Consider the following 15397-nt stretch of genomic DNA (forward strand, 5'->3'; position numbering starts at 1 on the left):
AAACAGTAGCATGATTCCTACTGGATTCATGCTACTGTTAAAGAAATATTATTTAGCTTTTACAGCTTCTTTTAATGCTTTCCCCACTTTAAAGGCAGGTGTTTTTCCCGCAGGAATGGTAAGAGCTTCACCAGTATGTGGATTGCGTCCTTCACGTGCAGCACGTTCTCTTACTTCGAATGTGCCAAAACCAAGTAGCTGTACATGGTCTCCATTTTGTAGTGCATGTTGAATGGACTCTAATACGGCATCTACTGCAAGACTTGCTTGTGGCTTTTTTAGTTCAGATTGTATTGCGACTTGTTTGATTAATTCTGATTTATTCATGAGGCACCTCTTATTGTGATTATTATTTGTTTTAGTATAAAGGGAGAAAGAGAATGGTGCAAGGTGGGTTGTGAGATAGGAACTCTATAACAGGAATGGGGGAGAAAAAAGAAGATGAAAAATGTCTTTAGCACGGAAATAAGTTGTTTTGAACGTGTTTCAGAAATATTAAGGGTATTGGCACACCCTATTCGTCTACAAATGGTACATCAATTATTAAAGAAGAATGCTTTAAATGTTACGGAATTACAACAATATTTAGACATGCCACAATCCACTGTTTCGCAACATCTCGGTAAGTTAAAATCGCATAAAGTCGTAGCATATGTGCGGAAAGGATTAGAAGTATTTTATCGAGTGGACGATGAAAAAGTGAAACAAACGCTGAAGATACTGATAGGCTAAACAGATAGATTCATTTATATGCCTAGTCATGTACGGATGAAAATAATGACCGAGGAGGGGATTCTTCTATGAGTGGGAACTCAGATTACAATTATATAACAATAAAAGAACTTATCTTTATCCATGCTTATGTAACAGGGGAAGAAATCCCATCTTCACAAGCATTACAAATACTCAAACAGTTTGCTCCTGAAGAAATACCAGGTACAATTAGACAAGGACGTCGGTATCGTATAAGAAAAAATGGAGAAGAATTGTTCGTATACTATAGACAGAAGCATCCGAAATTATTTGATAAACAAAAATTATACACGTATGAAGAGTTGAAACATCGAGCGGTGAACTATTGTTCGTCTCATTTGGCGATTCATCTCTAATCCAGATAGGTCACTATGGATGCATTTTGTTCTAAAAAACAGATAAAACGCCTATTTTTTTGTGAAGAATTAAAAAAACGACTGTTCAGATTGATTTTTAACGAAAGAAGACGACCGAGAGAATCCGGTTTCTATGTAAAAAACGTTAAACGCTAAAAATAAGGTAATGAAGGCGTTTAACGTAATTGAGAACAAACAAGCTGATTATGCAGGGCTATAGGCATGTTTAAGTGGTAATACAAATAATTTCACGTATCACAATGTTTATAAAAACAAAATACATCCACATTAGTAACAAGGGTTGCTTCTTCCCTCCTTTCTCCGCTACAATAGATATATACTTTCTTTGCCCATTCCCCCGAAAAAGGGGAATAACAAAAAAGACAGAATATAAAATAAGAAAGGTGACTCACTCTATGAATCAACCTTTAGTGAATTTACGAGTGGATTTTGCTTTTAAGCAATTATTTGGTGTACAAGGACAAGAGGAATTATTGGTTTCTTTTTTAAATGCAATCTTGCATGAATCCTTATCTATACCGATAGTATCGCTAAAAATTGAAGACCCACACCTCCATAAAGAATACGAAGAAGATAAATTATCCATACTAGATATATTAGCTACACTTCAAGATGGGACGAAGGTAAATGTAGAAATACAGTTACGAAATACACAAGAGATAGTAAAACGTTCCCTGTATTATTGGAGTAAATTGTATACATCTCAATTAGAGCAAGGGATGCCCTATCGTTCTTTACGGAAAACGATTGCGATTAATCTATTAGATTTTGATCTCTTTCCTCAATATGATGACATGCATACAGTCGGACAATTTTGGAGTCAACAACACAAGGAAGTGTTACTCGAAGATTTGGAAATCCATTTCATTGAAATTCCGAAATTGCTACAGCAATGGAGAGAAGAAAAAATTAATCCGTGGGAAAATGAATTTGCTCGTTGGTTACTTTTACTACCAGCGCATGAAGATGAACATTTAACCCACACGTTGGAGGATATAGCCATGAAACAAGACCCGATGTTGCAAAAGGCAATCCACAAATGGGAAAATATGAGTCAGAGCAGCTCTTTCCGTCTCGCATATGAAGCACGTGAAAAAGTGTTATTTGATGAACAAGCGAAATTAGCACATGCTCGTGAGGTTGGGAAAGAAGAAGGGCTTCAAGAGGGTATGGAAAAAGGGAAAGTCCAATTAATCCGTGGCATGCATAAAAATGGCATGGATATCGAAGATATTGCGAAGTTTACGAATATGGAACTGTCGGACATACTCCATATTTTAGACAAGTAAGGTGTATGGTACACTTTTTCAAATGATGAATTGGCCCTGCTAAATCTACTGAACCATGCGAATTAAAAGATTTAATTTTCAGAAATTAAACAGTATAAACTCTTTAGAAATGCTATACTTAGCCTAACCGATACTGTACTACCTTTTACTCCCTAATTTGTATCGTACATTAGGGAGTTTTTCGTATGTAACTTAGATATCTATGTCAAAGGAATTTCTTTAAAAAAACATCTTCCTCATAATATTCCTTCTTTTATGTCGTTTTATCTCATCAATGCGTTCTTTTCAATGTTTTACTCATATGAGAATCCATTACGTTTACTAAGATATCAGCAATACGTTTTCCATTTTCAAAAATAATTTGATTCTTTGTATGTACATCTATATATTGTCCTAATCCTTCGCTTAACATCACTTCTAATTGCCCATTATCCAGTATTTTTCCTGTTAAAATGGTGGGATGCTTACTTAGTGAACGATACAATTGTAACGTATCGGCTAAAGATGCCACTAATGGTCTCAGCTGGGCATCATAGTGCGGAAGCATATCCGCAGCGATTTGCTCATTTAACACAAAATCGATTCCATTATCCTTTAAATCAAACCGATATAAGAAAATCATGTACATAGCACGTCCTTTTGCACTTCATGTGCACTATAGTAGTAGATAATAGAAAGTTGAGGACATGATTATACTTAATTCCTCAACCTTCTCGACTGAATTTCAAAAAGGTGTATGTTTATTATATAACTGTATGGATCAACTTTTCAATTTATTATTTCATTTTGGCTGGATATTTCCAATCTCGCTTATCTTTTTTATCAGAGTTTATATTTGTTTTTTGTTTCTTATGCTTTACTTTGTTCTTCACTTGATTTTGTTGTTCGAATGTATCTAACTTTGTTTGCATTTTCTCCATCTGTTCTTTTACTTCTTTAAGTTCCAACTTGATTTCTGATAACAACCACCTTATTTCGGAAGATGAATATTTTCTCAATATACAATAGAATGAATTTTCTGTTTTATTAAGTGTAATTAAGAAGAATAACTGTCATTATTTCCTTCTCAAAGGACGGACTATGCCAATAGAACCGTTCTTTTTTTATGTTGATCCTTTTTATTATCTAGAAATTTATTATACTATACATTTGAGTAACTTTCATTTCATCTTTTACCTATGGGCAGACTATTTCAATAGTCTGTTCTTTTTTATTTAACAGTTCGTAAAGGTGTACTTTTACAGATATATAGAAGCATAGGGAAAGACACGTCCATAAATAGATAGATATATGACATAATTAATTCGAAGCTGTTGTATTTGTCATGGTTAGCTTGGAAAACTAACAACTTATCGAATTTCATCGATAAAGAAAAGGTGCTCATTTGAGTACCTTTTCTTTATACCAGGGATCAGGAGCAAACCGTTTAGTTGGATAATTAACTTCATAGTAATACATCCATCCCTCCACTAGCAAAACAGGAAAAGCTTATTCTCCCCCCTAATAAAGGTAGAAAAAAAATCTCCATCCACTTAAAATTTTATAGCGCCCCTCCCCCCTAGAACCAAATTTTGTGCTAACTTGCAACAAAAAAGCACATTTTTTCGTTTTAGGGTTGATTTTTTTCTTAACTTAATAAAAAAATCAACTTTTTCATGAGGGAAATCACTTAGCGTACAAAATTCATATTCTTTACTTTGGACTCTTATAGATATTAAACGAATTTGAATTCGTTAACGATACGATAAGGCTTGTTTTCCCAATGCATCCCAAGATTGAATGAAAGGTTCTTGTTTTACCTTATGCGCTTTTTTTCCGCTTAAAGGATCATTAATATAAATGTACCCATCCTCAAAACCTATAAGTACAACAGCGTGTAAATCCAGAGGAGCTGTGATTTGTTTGTTCTCATGTTTCCAAGACTCCCATCTATCCGGAACTTTGTAATCTCCGGTCGTCCAAACCACTACAGGTTTATCCATTTTGATTTGAGCTAGCACATCATTGAAAGCTTTTCCTGTTAAGTTCACTGTGCGATTGGAAGATAACGTTCCATCAATTCTTGTAACGGTTGGACGTAGACAGCATATCCCTTAGTTTTACCCGTTATATCTCCAACGAATCCTTCTTTAGGATCCCCCCATTGAATGATGTCTCTGTTTTTATTCATAGACAGCGGGATAGTATCCTTTTCGATACTGTTAGCTAACTGCATTTTATTCACTTTAATACCAGCGTACTGTAATACCATCGCTAAGCTCGTAACTTCGCATCCGTATTTCAATTCAGGTTTTTGAGATATTAATGGCACGTCTAAAATGACCTTTTCTTGTACTGAAGGAGCTGGGGATTGAAGTGGTTCGTTTTGGGATGGAGGATTTTTTGTGTTTTTGGTTAATTCAATATCTTCATGTCCAACGTTAGACTCATGCTTTTCAACTGGAGATTGTTTTGTAGAACAGCCCGCTAAAATTGAAAACAGGACATACAAAATTAGAAGTCTTTTCACGTCATTCACCTTCTTTATGTATTTCGATACATGTCATAATATCTCATTAAATATCATTTTTTATGAATTGTGTGCTTTAATTTCTCATAAAAATATTCAATACTAATGTAACTGATATTAGGGTATAACCGAAATACGTGTAAAAACGAGGCGTAGTATTACACTATGTACCTAATAATAATTTACCCATATGGGTTCAAATGTTTTTATTGAAAATTGTAAGTTCTAGAAGTATCATATACATATTCAAACATTTGAAGTTGTTTATGCTACTTCTGTGTTTGTAATTAAAAATAAGTGGGTGTTTTAATGGGAAATGAAATGCAACAATTTAAAGCTGATTTTTTTAAAGCCTTATCACATCCTTTGCGAATAGGTATTCTAGAACTATTGTCAGAGGGTGAAAGAAGTGTAAATGAAATTCAAAGCATCCTTAACAAGGAAGGTTCAGCTGTTTCTCAACAGTTAAGTGTACTACGTTCAAAAAACATTGTTGTTGGTACTAAAGATGGAAAACGAGTTTTATATTCTCTACGAGACCCTATGATTGTGGATTTACTGGTAGTTGCACGGAAAATTTTTAACAACCATTTAATCGATACGATTTCAATGTTAGAAGAACTAGATGAAACAGAACTTGAAACGATAGTTAAGGAGGATTAGGTTGAGCATTGAAGTTAAGAAAGAAGATATCATCCAACATGGGATTGAAATTTTCCACTCAATAGGAGCTCATCATGTTTGTAAAGTTTGTATTAAAAGTGGGAATTCTTGTTGTTTTTCATGCCAGCATTTACAAGATGGCGTTGGATGTCAAAAAAGAAATACAGCTTGTACAGCTTGGCTATGTGGGATTCAAGATTTTTTATGCGATCAAATCGGATTATTAGATGAATGGAATCGTTTTTGGAGTGAAATCCCAGGACAGATGTTTCGTAGAGATATTACTCCAGATAAGGTAAGGATTACATCATTTATTGATACGAAGAAGCTAGATAGTCGAGCCGGAGAACTTCTAGCGGAAAGGTTGAAATCCTACGTACAACAAGGTGGAGATGTAGGTAAATTAGATCGTCATTTAAGAAAAATGTATAGTAAATATTAGGATAATGTTTTCTCTTGTGAAAATGAAAATCTCCTCTATAAAGGAACGAGAAATACATTTGTAATCCAGATTTATTATAAATAGAAAAGAAGGGTTTGTAATGAGAGGGTTATTTACGGGAAGGTTTGAAGGATATTCATTGGGACATTTTCAAAAGGATCTTCTGTCAGGAATGATTGTCGGAGTTGTTGCGATACCGCTTGCTATGTCTTTTGCAATAGCCTCTGGTGTTAAGCCAGAGTATGGAATTTATACAACATGTATTGCTGGAATACTCATTTCGCTATTTGGTGGTTCAAAGTATCAAATTGGAGGACCTACAGGTGCCTTTGTTCCAATTCTTTTAGGAATTGTCATTACCTATGGATATGAAGATTTACTACTTGCTGGTTTATTAGCTGGAATTATTTTATGTCTTATGGGAGTTTTCAAACTAGGATCTTTAATTAAATTTATTCCACGTCCTGTAACAATTGGTTTTACGTCAGGTATTGCTGTCATTATCTTTACGGGACAAATTGCTAGTTTTTTAGGGCTAACAGGTATAAAAAAGCATGAGGAATTTATAGCAAACCTGCAGGAGATCTTTACTCATATTAGTACCACCAATTTTTATAGTGTTATAACTGCTTTGATTTGCTTTTTCGTTATGCTCATCACACCAAAAATTTTACCCAAAGTACCTGGTTCATTAGTAGGGGTTGTAATTTCAACTGTCATTGCAACTGTATTTTTCTCAGGTTATGTTCCTACTATTGGCACAGCATATGGCACGATTCCAAATACACTTCCTCAATTTGATATACCAGAAATCACAGTAGAGCGTATCAAACAATTGATTGGCCCTGCATTTGTTATTGCAATGTTGGGTGGTATTGAATCTCTTTTATCCGCTGTCGTGGCAGATGGTATGACAAATAGTAAGCACAACAGTAATAAAGAGCTGATTGGTCAGGGCATTGCCAATATTGTTACCCCATTATTTGGAGGGATTCCGGCAACTGGAGCGATCGCTCGAACAGCAACCAATATTAAGAGTGGAGCTACATCTTCGATGTCAGGAGTTATTCACGGGGTATTTGTGTTATTCACACTTCTACTATTAGCTCCATATGCATCACATATTCCACTTGCTAGTATGGCTCCCATTTTAATGGTGGTAGCGTGGAATATGAGTGAACGAAAACATTTTGTTCATATACTTAAAATGAAGACAGGAGATTCCCTTGTATTATTGGTAACATTTTTGCTTACTGTATTTACTAGTTTGACAACAGCTGTGGAAATCGGTCTTATTTTAGCTATTATTTTGTTTACAAAACGTATGAGTAATATGCTTATCATATCGAAAGTACTTCCTGATCATACAAAAAAGAATGAAAAATTGTTACCCCATGTGGTAAATAAATCTCATGATTGCCCACAAATTAGTATTTACACAATAGAAGGTCCGTTATTCTTTGGGGCTGCCCAAACATTTGAACAAAATATTTTAGCGACCATTCATTATAAACCCAGAGTTTTAATTTTACGTATGGGCAAGGTTCCATTTATTGATACAACAGGAGAGTCTTACTTTAGGAATATTGTTCAGCATTTTAAAAAGCAAGGTGGCATACTTCTCATTTCAGGAATTCAATCCGAGTTAAAGACAACTCTAGATAAGAATGGATTGTACGCTGAGATTGGGGGAAAAAACTTTTTTGATCATACCGGGGAAGCTATTAACTATGCTTTAGGACATCTGAATACAAAAAAATGTATAGGGTGTAAGCATTTCGCTTTTCATGAATGTATCGAGCTTTCTCAGCAATCTCAGGAAGCAAATACAATAAAGAATAAAGTAAATGCATTAGATTTATAAAAAATTCACTTCACATACAAAGTTTGTTTGATTTGATCTACTCTTTTAATTATTTTATTAAAAAATAAAGAAGGAGAAGATTTTTACAAGGTGTGAACAAGAAGGTTTTTCATACATCCAACAAATGATCATCAAACAGTAAGAAGAGAATATCTTCCTTACATTTCAATGTAAAACAAATTGTACGAGTAGTGTTCTTTCCAAAGAGGATAAAGAGAATTATGAAGAAAGCGTGTCATTTTTTTCTTGTGTTTCTGGTGGTGTAATTGTATGGGGAATAGATTCAAGTAAAAACAAAGATGGTGTGAACAGGGCTGAGAAAATACAACCTATCTCTAATGGAAAGACGTTTTTAACGAAATTAAATGGTTTGTTTTCGAAAGACATTCCAGCTATACAGCCAGATGTTAAAAATATTTACATTCCATTCCCTAAAGAAAAGAACAAAGGGTTTGTAATCACATATATTCCAGGGAACGATTATTTGTTAAACCGGAATAACTATTATACAAAAACTAGGGGTAGCTTTGTAATGATGATGGTACAGATTCTTTTAAATGATGTGTTAAAAAATAGAAAACTATGAAAAAATTAATGATAAATCATGGATATAGAGGAGCATAAATAATGTCTGGATTTAAAGATCAAGTATTAACTGTTTTAGAAGAAGTATGTGAAGATGATATCGTAAAAGATAACCCAGATGTGCAATTATTTGAAGAAGGGATTCTAGATTCTTTTGCTACAGTATCTTTATTAGTAGAATTTCAATAACGTTTAAATATTGTCGAGAATGGAAATCTGGAAAAATTACAGCCGTCGGAGCAATGAGAAAATATGATATAAAACGTTCTTCTTTTTATAAACTAGTAAACGAATATGAAGCACAGGGAAAAATGAAATATACAGCTGAAATTGAATGATATTTAAAAAGAAGGCAATCGAGTTTCTTCCTATTATACAAGAAGTGTAATTGAAACTATAGCGCACACCTAATATTCTAAATTCTGTCTTGCAAAATTTGGCGAAGACGTGAACCCTATCAAGGGAATTCCCTTGATAGGGTTCATCTTTAAGTAACACAGGTATTTTATTTCAGCAGATGAGTACCACTTGTTAACAGTAAGTGCATAGGATGAGAATTGTTTCATGCCTTTAACTTGAATTGTAAATTACAAAAAAATACAGGGATACTAATTGTCTCTATTTTCCTAATTTTCTAAAGGAAATTGCCTCCTGTTTTTCTATGCCTTGAGAGAAAGGAAGAATGGTATCTTCTTCATGTACCTGAAACCAATCGTTCTTTCGTAGATATTGATATTCCCGTTTTGTAATCTTACATTCTTTGTGTAACAGAAAACGATGACCGAATGCATAATAAGATGCACCCTTTATCAAAGTTGCGTAATACATACATTAACAGTCCTTTTCACTGCAAAGATAGATTGTACAGCCTACCCTCTTTCTATCAGGATAACTGATTAATTGGTTTTTTATACCAATTTAATGTAGAATGCAAGACAATGTTTTTATACACGCCTTGTTTAACTGCTCTTTTTATATGACAGACAAAAAGGGGGGCTTGAATAAAGGGCACCTTTTGGTTACGAAATACTATAAAATATTAGGTGTCTTTCAAGTCAATATAGGGTTGTTTCTCTAATTTATTGTAGTCTCGATAGAACAGCTCTTAGGGTTGACCTAAGACCACCTGAATCGATTGCAAACCCGTTATTAAATTTTACGAAGTATGACACGATGGAAACATTATAGCAGTGGGAGCCGGATGAAAAATATGAAATTAAGCGTTCCTAGTGAGAGACTATGAGGTACAACCAGTAAAATAATGAATAGCAGCTGACGGATGTGCGGCTGGACTCTTTACAAATGAAAAAAGGCAACCCTCATTTCCAGATGTTGAATGACGTTGCCTTTTTTTGCAATCAGGATGGAATATTTTATGGATTCCAACTGATAAGGAGTACCTACATCGTATCACATATAAGTATTTATTCCATTGCAATCGCAACCATACCGGTAGCAGAACAGCCTGTGGAAGACCCCTTATTACATTTTAAAACCAATAAATATTCGCCTTTACCCGATTTAGGTAACATTCCATTTATGCTCGTACCCTTTGGGACCATTCCGCTTTTCAATATTGTTCCATCTTTAATAATCTCATATTGTACGAGATACTGACTATTTTTTTGATTGGATACTTCCCATCCAAAATAAGAATAGTTATCTAAATAATAAGATTCTGAAAATATAGTTCGATCTGTGGGGGTTACATTTTCCAATCCTTGTGCGGATCCTGTGTTAGCCATCATAAAAAAAGATATTGAAAACAGGGAAATCCATTTTATCATTTTTTCATCGATAGGTACTCCTCTTGTATTTAGAATTGATGTGAAAAATTAGGAACCTCTATTTAATACGGTACTAGTCTCGGGTGTTCGCACTGGAAAGACTTATAGCTAATAGAATCATTGTCCCATTCTATTTACACTTTTTTAACTTTGTAACCGAAACCATACAGGATTTTTGTATTAATTTGCTTTTACAATAGCAGAAGAAGCTTGATCATTCCATGTTCTTGCTCCATCTCCCATGCTATAATCCGTTAAGTTCAAATAATTCCCATTGTTCGCTATCACCAATGCACGACCTTGTGCATTACTATGCTAATAAATAGTTGTATAATTACCGAATTTATGTGTACGTATGGAAGGCACCTTATCATTACTAGCCGCATTAAAATTAGTTAAGATGACTGGATTTCTACCTGCATTTACATGAAATTGAGCACCTTTTAAATTGATGTCATGATAAAAGGTAGAATAAATTTGTGAAGAGGATTGTAATACTTTCGAAAAATTAGGTGCAATGAGATGTTCCTTTACAGGTTCTGTTGCAAAGTTTTTGAAAGTAAGCTAAACTTTTACAAAACAGAGTGAGGAGCATCGAAAATGAGATATTTTAAAGGGAAACAATTCAAGAAAGATATTATTTTGGTAGCCGTCGGCTACTACTGTCGCTTTTCTTTAAGTTATCGCGATGTATCTGAACTTTTGAGAGAACGCGGCATATCTGTGTTCATCCGACAACTATCATGCGTTGGGTGCATGAATATGGAAATTTAATCTACCAAATGTGGAAGAAGAATAAATCCGCACATTTCGTATGGCATTTAGATGAAACTTATATCAAAGTCAAGGGAGAGTGGCGTTATCTTTATCGTGCAATTGATAAGGAAGGTCACACATTGGATATTCAACTTCGCAAAAAGTGAAATCATCAAGCTGCCTATATGTTATGAAAAGGTTAGTGAAAGCTTTTGGAGAACCAACAATTCTCATAACAGATAAGGCTCTCGCTCTACTTTATGCACTCAAAAAACTGAAACATAATGGACTTTATGTGCATACGAAACATTGTACTGTTAAGCATTTCAATAATTTTATCGAACAAGATCATAGACATATCAAGAGACGTTTTGTTAAATCCGCAGGATTTCAAAATCTCCGCCATGCTTCACGTACATGGGAAGGAATCGAAACGATTCATGCCATATACAAACAAAAGAGAAGTCAGATTCCAGACTTCTCTTTTTCGACATACAACGAATTACAGCAATTATTCAAAATTTCTTAAACGATAACCATAGTTTATAAACAGGCGTAGCTTTTTTCAAACTTTGCAACAGAAACATTTTATTAATACTCTACATAATAGGATTGAACGGGCCATTTCTCACCATTTATTTCAGCGTATGCTGTAACATATGTTCCAGAAGGCATAAATTCTCTGACTGCTGATAAGTTCCGTTCTGCTTTTGCATAGTGTTCAGTCGCACTTGTTTTTTGATTGAATCCATCGGTTGGATATGCAACTGATAATATTTTCCCATTTTCACTTTGCCAAAAAATTGAAGTGTAACTGGAAAAATAATGTTGTAACCCATCAACAGAAAAATAAGCTTTATCTCCCAAAATGGTAACCGTTGTATACGCCATAGACTCTTGCATATTTTGCTGAATGAGGTTAGCGGATATACTGTAATGACTATCAGCTTTAGTTTCTGCGGCCATTACACCTGTTGCTCCTGAAACCAAAATGCCACTTACCGTTGCCCCAACTACTAATTTTTTTAACATGATTCATCCTCCTTTTCAAAATTCGTAATTAATAATGTCGTATTACATGTTATGAAGGTAAACGGAATTGAATAGAAGATGTTGTATCAGACTCTGTAGCCCATCCTCTATATGCCCAAGACCATGGCTTATTTACGATTAAAGCATCTTTATAAAATTCTCCCTTTTCGAACACATATAAATCATATTCGTTTCCTCTAAAGTTAAGTCTTGCATAGAATTTTTTACCTTGTAAACTATGTTGATAATTAGAGTGTGCAGTAAACATCATTACGTTATAGCGATTACTTACAATATCAAACGTAGAATCAGTGAGCTCTCTTGTGATATTTTGAAACACTGTATTTTGAAGCACGGCATTCACTTGCTTCTTTATCTGTAATGTGTCCGTAAAAACAGTCAACTCCCATTTGTTTACTGGCGATTCTGGATTGTTTATACCTAATTGGGGAGAATCACCACCATTAAATGAAACCAGCTGCATATCTTTTTGTATTCGCTCACTTTTTGTTGTTTCTTGTGCAGCGTGAGTTTGTAGAGGGAGGATACCAAGAGAACTTCCCCCAATTAAACTTACCAACATAATATTTTGGATGTTTTTGAATATAGCCAATATACTTCCTCCTTTGTTCAGTTTTGTTATAAACATGGGCCTAGTATATAACGAAAAGAATGTGGTGACTACAGAGAGCATATTGAGAAAAATATAAATTTGTCCTTCTTTATATTTTTGAGTATATTAGTTTTCCATCTTTATAAATGAATGTTCGAAAATATAAATATGAATAAAGTTTTCACTTACCTTTCACCCACCCCTACCTTTATTGACGAATTTTACAATTTATTCTATGAAAAGAACTATTATCGACAAATATACCTGTATCCGAAAGGTTCGAAAAATGATAATATTCTGAATGTATTGTATTCCAAATTTGTAGGAGGTATTAAGTATGAAAAATACTCAACTAGGAATTGGTTTGTCTCTAGGGCTTGTATTCACTAGCCTTTCTTCTATTTCTGTATTAGCTGAGCAAAATGTATTATCCACCGAAAAATTTAATGAGGAAGTAGATTCACCAGAGTTTATATCTGGGCAACTTACATCGCCACATGCTAATCAAGATGAAAAGATCATTTTTTCCTATCTGAATGCAAATAAAGACAAATATAAATTAGGAGATACATCAGCAGAAAAATCTTTCATTGTTATATCGAAGTAAAAGGATTCTTTAGGATCTATAATTATTCGATTGCAGCAAGTATATAATGGTATTCCAGTATGGGGATCTACCCAGGTCGCACATATTAAAAACAATGGCATTCTAACCGTTTTTTCGGGAACAGTACAACCTAATCTTCACCAGCAACAATCTATACAGACTGTGCCCTCTATTTCTCAAAATCAAGCCATCTCTATCGCCGAAAAAGATTTAGGATTCATCCCCAAATATGAAAAAAAGCCAACTGCTGATCATGTCATATATACAAATAATAATCACGCAGCAAATACGTATGTAGTAAAATTAAATTTTCTTTCTCCACAACCTGGAAATTACTTTTATTTTATAGACACGAAAACTGGCGATATTGTCCATAAATTTAATACGATAGACAATATTCATAGTGAACAACAGGTTGGAAGGGGTCCTGAAATTGAGAAAGATGTAAAGCAAGTGGGAACAGGAATTGGTGTGCTGGGGGATACGAAATCCTTACATACGGTATTAGCCGGCTCTAATTACTACTTAAAAGATATGACACGTGGGAAGGGAATCTTTACGTATGATGCAAAAGATGCTGACAATATTCCTGGTACACTCTGGTATAATTCCACCGGCTCATTTATAAATCCTTACGATGCCCCTGCAGTAGATGCACACTACTATGCCGGAAAAACATACGACTATTATAAGTCTAACTTTAATCGAAATTCCTATGACAATATAGGATCATCTATTACATCCTCTGTACACTATGGTACAAATTATAACAATGCATTTTGGAATGGACAACAAATGGTTTATGGAGACGGGGATGGCCAGATGTTTCTCCCGTTATCTGGTGCTATTGATGTAGTTGGACATGAATTAACACATGCTGTAACGGAATTTTCTTCTAGTTTACTATATCAAGGCGAGTCTGGAGCCTTGAACGAATCTATTTCTGATATTTTTGGTATATTAATTCGGTTTTATGATAATCGTAACCCTAATTATGAAATTGGAGAAGGGATTTATAAACCAGGCACACCTGGCAGTGCTCTTCGCTCTATGGATCACCCTGAAAAATTAGGATATCCAGACCACTATTCAAAACGGTATATAGGACCGAGTGATAGGGGAGGTGTACATAAAAATAGCTCTATCATTAATAAAGCGGCTTATTTATTGGCAGAAGGTGGCTTGCATTATGGAATAACAGTTCCCGGAATAGGCCGAGATAAGATGGGTGCTATCTATTATCGTGCAAATACATCATACTTCACACAATCTACTACCTTTAGTCAGGCACGTGCAGCGCTGGAACAAGCTGCAGCTGATTTATATGGTACAGACTCCGAAGCGGTAGATGCTGTAAGTAAATCATTCGATGCAGTTGGCATTCATTAATTATAAAATGAGATACTCCTATTTTTTCAGTTTGGGAGTATTTCATTTTTATGAATGTAATGACGATATTTCCTAACTTTTTTAATATCATTTTACAAAAGGTGGAATATTTTACGTCATGATTTTTATTTATCAAGATATTTTACAATTTTTAAATAAAAAATATTTATACATTACATAAATGGCAGTATGTTCTTATATTTCACAAGACAAGTTTTAAAAACTATAAATATTAGGATGGGGTACATTTTTATGCAAATAGCCAAAGAGGTGTCGAATCCTGTCTTGTAGTAGTTGTTTCCCTTTTCAATCTGTTCATATATCCTTTAAAAGGTAACTATTAAAACATATATGGAGGGTCTTACAATGAAAATAATAATGGGATTAGTTTTCGCTAGTACAATTGGAGTAGGGGGGATGTTTTCCTCCACACCTTCTGTGAGTGCTGCCGATTTACAGCCAGTGCATACGGAACACGTTGATTCTTTTCATTTACAACTTAATTTAACAGAAGAATTTCCTCTGAGTGGCAGGAGTATTGATGTTCTTTTTGGCGATACATCTGCAGTCACGTTAAAACGACATATTATTAGTTTTACTAAACCGGGAACTTACGTTGTAAAAGTTAACGGCTGTATTTCAGACGAATATTATACATTTGTAGTAGGAAATTAAAATCAATTCACCTTTAAAATTAGGAATCAAATACATCTAAATTCAAAAACCAAGAA

General features: G+C 34.3%; 14 protein-coding genes and 6 pseudogenes. 12 read left to right on the forward strand and 8 right to left on the reverse strand.

Going from position 1 to position 15397, the window contains the following annotated elements; translation table 11 throughout:
• Window positions 1-48: 48 nt before the first annotated feature.
• Window positions 49-327, reverse strand: coding sequence for an HU family DNA-binding protein (locus I6L50_RS32990; RefSeq protein ID WP_219304623.1), 279 nt, complete (start codon window positions 325-327; stop codon window positions 49-51).
• A gap of 114 nt (window positions 328-441) precedes the next feature.
• Between I6L50_RS32990 and I6L50_RS32995 the strand changes: the two genes are divergently transcribed.
• The 3 genes from I6L50_RS32995 to I6L50_RS33005 all read left to right on the forward strand — a co-directional run bounded on the left by I6L50_RS32995 (window position 442) and on the right by I6L50_RS33005 (window position 2419).
• Window positions 442-732, forward strand: coding sequence for an ArsR/SmtB family transcription factor (locus I6L50_RS32995; protein WP_219304625.1), 291 nt, complete (start codon window positions 442-444; stop codon window positions 730-732).
• A gap of 68 nt (window positions 733-800) precedes the next feature.
• On the forward strand, window positions 801-1109 hold the full coding sequence (locus tag I6L50_RS33000; RefSeq protein WP_219304626.1) for a hypothetical protein: 309 nt from the start codon (window positions 801-803) through the stop codon (window positions 1107-1109).
• A 416-nt stretch (window positions 1110-1525) separates the two neighbouring features.
• A complete protein-coding gene (locus tag I6L50_RS33005; protein WP_219304627.1) occupies window positions 1526-2419 on the forward strand; it encodes an Rpn family recombination-promoting nuclease/putative transposase in 894 nt (297 codons plus the stop codon).
• A gap of 271 nt (window positions 2420-2690) precedes the next feature.
• On the opposite strand, the gene I6L50_RS33010 is transcribed toward I6L50_RS33005, so the two are convergent.
• From I6L50_RS33010 to I6L50_RS33020, 3 genes and pseudogenes are all read right to left on the reverse strand, one after another.
• The gene (locus tag I6L50_RS33010) at window positions 2691-3047 is read right to left on the reverse strand and encodes a hypothetical protein (RefSeq protein WP_374108461.1); all 357 of its coding nucleotides are present in this window, start codon (window positions 3045-3047) and stop codon (window positions 2691-2693) included.
• Between the two features lie 148 nt (window positions 3048-3195).
• Entirely contained in the window at window positions 3196-3384 is a 189-nt protein-coding gene (locus I6L50_RS33015) for a hypothetical protein (RefSeq protein WP_257475539.1), read from the reverse strand.
• A gap of 768 nt (window positions 3385-4152) precedes the next feature.
• Window positions 4153-4928, reverse strand: a pseudogene (locus tag I6L50_RS33020) (C39 family peptidase).
• Window positions 4929-5237: 309 nt separating this feature from the next.
• Here I6L50_RS33020 and I6L50_RS33025 point away from each other — a divergent pair.
• From I6L50_RS33025 to I6L50_RS35360, 6 genes and pseudogenes are all read left to right on the forward strand, one after another.
• Window positions 5238-5591, forward strand: a complete 354-nt coding sequence (locus I6L50_RS33025; protein ID WP_219304629.1) for an ArsR/SmtB family transcription factor — start codon at window positions 5238-5240, stop codon at window positions 5589-5591.
• Between the two features lies 1 nt (window position 5592).
• Window positions 5593-6033: a DNA mismatch repair protein gene (locus I6L50_RS33030; protein ID WP_219304096.1), complete on the forward strand. Its 441-nt coding sequence runs from the start codon at window positions 5593-5595 to the stop codon at window positions 6031-6033.
• Window positions 6034-6133: 100 nt separating this feature from the next.
• Window positions 6134-7897 (forward strand): SulP family inorganic anion transporter, encoded by a 1764-nt coding sequence (locus tag I6L50_RS33035; protein ID WP_219304095.1) that lies wholly within the window; start codon window positions 6134-6136, stop codon window positions 7895-7897.
• 64 nt (window positions 7898-7961) lie between these two features.
• Window positions 7962-8483, forward strand: a pseudogene (locus I6L50_RS33040) (hypothetical protein).
• Between the two features lie 41 nt (window positions 8484-8524).
• A pseudogene (gene dltC / locus I6L50_RS33045) lies at window positions 8525-8668 on the forward strand (D-alanine--poly(phosphoribitol) ligase subunit DltC); the annotation flags it as partial.
• Window positions 8669-8691: 23 nt separating this feature from the next.
• Window positions 8692-8820 (forward strand): annotated as a pseudogene (locus I6L50_RS35360) (recombinase family protein); the annotation flags it as partial.
• Window positions 8821-9100: 280 nt separating this feature from the next.
• Here I6L50_RS35360 and I6L50_RS33050 read toward each other — a convergent pair.
• Both I6L50_RS33050 and I6L50_RS33055 read right to left on the reverse strand, forming a co-directional pair.
• Window positions 9101-9310: a YqbF domain-containing protein gene (locus I6L50_RS33050; protein ID WP_219304630.1), complete on the reverse strand. Its 210-nt coding sequence runs from the start codon at window positions 9308-9310 to the stop codon at window positions 9101-9103.
• 596 nt (window positions 9311-9906) lie between these two features.
• Window positions 9907-10200, reverse strand: a complete 294-nt coding sequence (locus tag I6L50_RS33055) for a hypothetical protein (RefSeq protein WP_219304631.1) — start codon at window positions 10198-10200, stop codon at window positions 9907-9909.
• Between the two features lie 669 nt (window positions 10201-10869).
• Here I6L50_RS33055 and I6L50_RS33060 point away from each other — a divergent pair.
• A pseudogene (locus I6L50_RS33060) lies at window positions 10870-11554 on the forward strand (IS6 family transposase).
• Between the two features lie 62 nt (window positions 11555-11616).
• Here I6L50_RS33060 and I6L50_RS33065 read toward each other — a convergent pair.
• On the reverse strand, window positions 11617-12057 hold the full coding sequence (locus I6L50_RS33065; RefSeq protein ID WP_219304632.1) for a hypothetical protein: 441 nt from the start codon (window positions 12055-12057) through the stop codon (window positions 11617-11619).
• 49 nt (window positions 12058-12106) lie between these two features.
• Complete coding sequence (locus I6L50_RS33070; protein WP_219304634.1) at window positions 12107-12670, reverse strand: hypothetical protein; 564 nt, start codon at window positions 12668-12670, stop codon at window positions 12107-12109.
• 337 nt (window positions 12671-13007) lie between these two features.
• Between I6L50_RS33070 and I6L50_RS33075 the strand changes: the two are divergent.
• A pseudogene (locus I6L50_RS33075) lies at window positions 13008-14666 on the forward strand (M4 family metallopeptidase).
• 366 nt (window positions 14667-15032) lie between these two features.
• Window positions 15033-15341 carry a hypothetical protein gene (locus tag I6L50_RS33080; RefSeq protein WP_257475508.1) on the forward strand — a complete coding sequence of 103 codons (309 nt, stop codon included), beginning with the start codon at window positions 15033-15035 and terminating at the stop codon, window positions 15339-15341.
• Window positions 15342-15397 lie beyond the last annotated feature (56 nt).

It is taken from the genome of Bacillus sp. FDAARGOS_1420 (assembly GCF_019344915.1).
Lineage (GTDB): Bacteria > Bacillota > Bacilli > Bacillales > Bacillaceae_G > Bacillus_A > Bacillus_A mycoides.